The organism is Vibrio sp. OPT46 (assembly GCF_015163535.1).
Classification (GTDB): Bacteria; Pseudomonadota; Gammaproteobacteria; order Enterobacterales; family Vibrionaceae; genus Vibrio; species Vibrio alginolyticus.
On sequence record NZ_JADDYG010000485.1, the window covers coordinates 12697 to 14168 of the forward strand.

Annotated in this window: 2 protein-coding genes; both read left to right on the top strand. The window is 41.7% G+C overall.

What is annotated here, in order from left to right:
• Positions 1–456: 456 nt before the first annotated feature.
• Positions 457–1002: a spore coat U domain-containing protein gene (locus IQR33_RS20515; RefSeq protein ID WP_005375099.1), complete on the top strand. Its 546-nt coding sequence runs from the start codon at positions 457–459 to the stop codon at positions 1000–1002.
• 39 nt (positions 1003–1041) lie between these two features.
• On the top strand, positions 1042–1472 hold a 431-nt coding region (locus IQR33_RS20520), incomplete at its 3' end, for a spore coat U domain-containing protein (protein ID WP_193843997.1).

The following is a 1472-nucleotide window of genomic DNA, read 5'->3' on the forward strand; positions in this document are numbered from 1 at the left end:
CTTCCAAGAAGGCTTCGATGTAATGCGCAGCGGTATGTCAGGCAAAGTTATTCTTGATTGGGAATAACTTATTCAAGTAAGAAATGCGCTCCTTTTTGGGGCGCATTTTTGTTTCATGAAGATTCTTGTTTCGGGAAGAAATGGTCGCCAATCTTTTCTAAACTTCTCGTGTCGTTCTGCTACTTTTTTTAGATTTTTTCCACTCAACTTCACCCTACCTTCTAACTCATTGTCGATTCTGTATTTGGAACAAGATAATAACCATTTGTTTTTAGTGGTTATTTTTTAGCATTACATGCTTAAAAATCGTCACTTTTAAGTTTAATATTTTTATTTGCTGTTCGTCTTTATCCTTATCCTGCTTCTTTTTATTGTTTTACATTTTATATGCATTTGGTTTGTCATAATTGAGCTATAACTAATAAAAAGGTTACCGATATACAGTGGAATGTAAAAATGGAGCTTTATATGAAAAGATTTTATCTGATGATGCCTCTGCTCTTAACCTCATTTAGTTGGCAAGCGAGTGGAGCGTCAGTGAGCGGTACGATTGATGTTTCAATTAACCTTGTACAAGGTTGTGTGATTAATGGAAACAATGCGGTAGATGCAGCTTCTGGCGTTGGCTTTGGCTCACTCGCCTTTGGAGACGTGCCTGCAATCTTCAGTGAACAAGATGGTGTGGTAAATGGTGGTAGTGCGACGGGTATTGAAGTGCTTTGTAGTAACGGTGTGACACCGACGTTTACATTGGGCACCGGATTGTATGATGCAAGTGCGACCGTTGGTACCTACGCGATGTCAAATGGCGCGCAATTTATTGATTATACGTTGTTTACCGACTCAGACCGAAGCACACAAATTATACAAGGCGGGACGGTAGCTCTGTCTGAATTTACTAGTGCAACATCGCAAACTATTGAGCTTTTTGCGAAAGCTTACGGTACGAGCAGCATTGCCGGCACATACTCCGATACCATCAGTGTGACGCTAAGCTGGTAAAACGTGACGCTGGTTGTTAGGGGCTTTTCACTTGTCGCGATGAGTTTGTGCTCTTTAACTGTGCTGGCTGATGCGACACAAACTTTTCAGGTGTCTGCCACCGTAGATACAGGTTGTTTGATTAACGGCGCAGTACAAGAAGAAAGCGCAACCCAAGCTGGGCAAATAGGCACGTTAGATTTTGGTGAGCATTCTTCAGTTTACGCGACGGAAGTACAAGGCAGCATCACTTACAGTTCATCACTCACATTAAGTTGTACTCCGGGTATTACGATGAATGTTTCCGTAAATGGCGGGATGAATGCATCGGATGGTGTACGTAAGCTAAAGCACAGTGAAGAAGCGACAACGGTAGATTACTTTTTGTTTCAAGATCTAAATTATACGCAGGTGCTTGATATTGACACGCAATATTCCGTCGATACCGACCAAGACCCAGATAATATTCAGTTTCCTATCTGGGCAAAGGC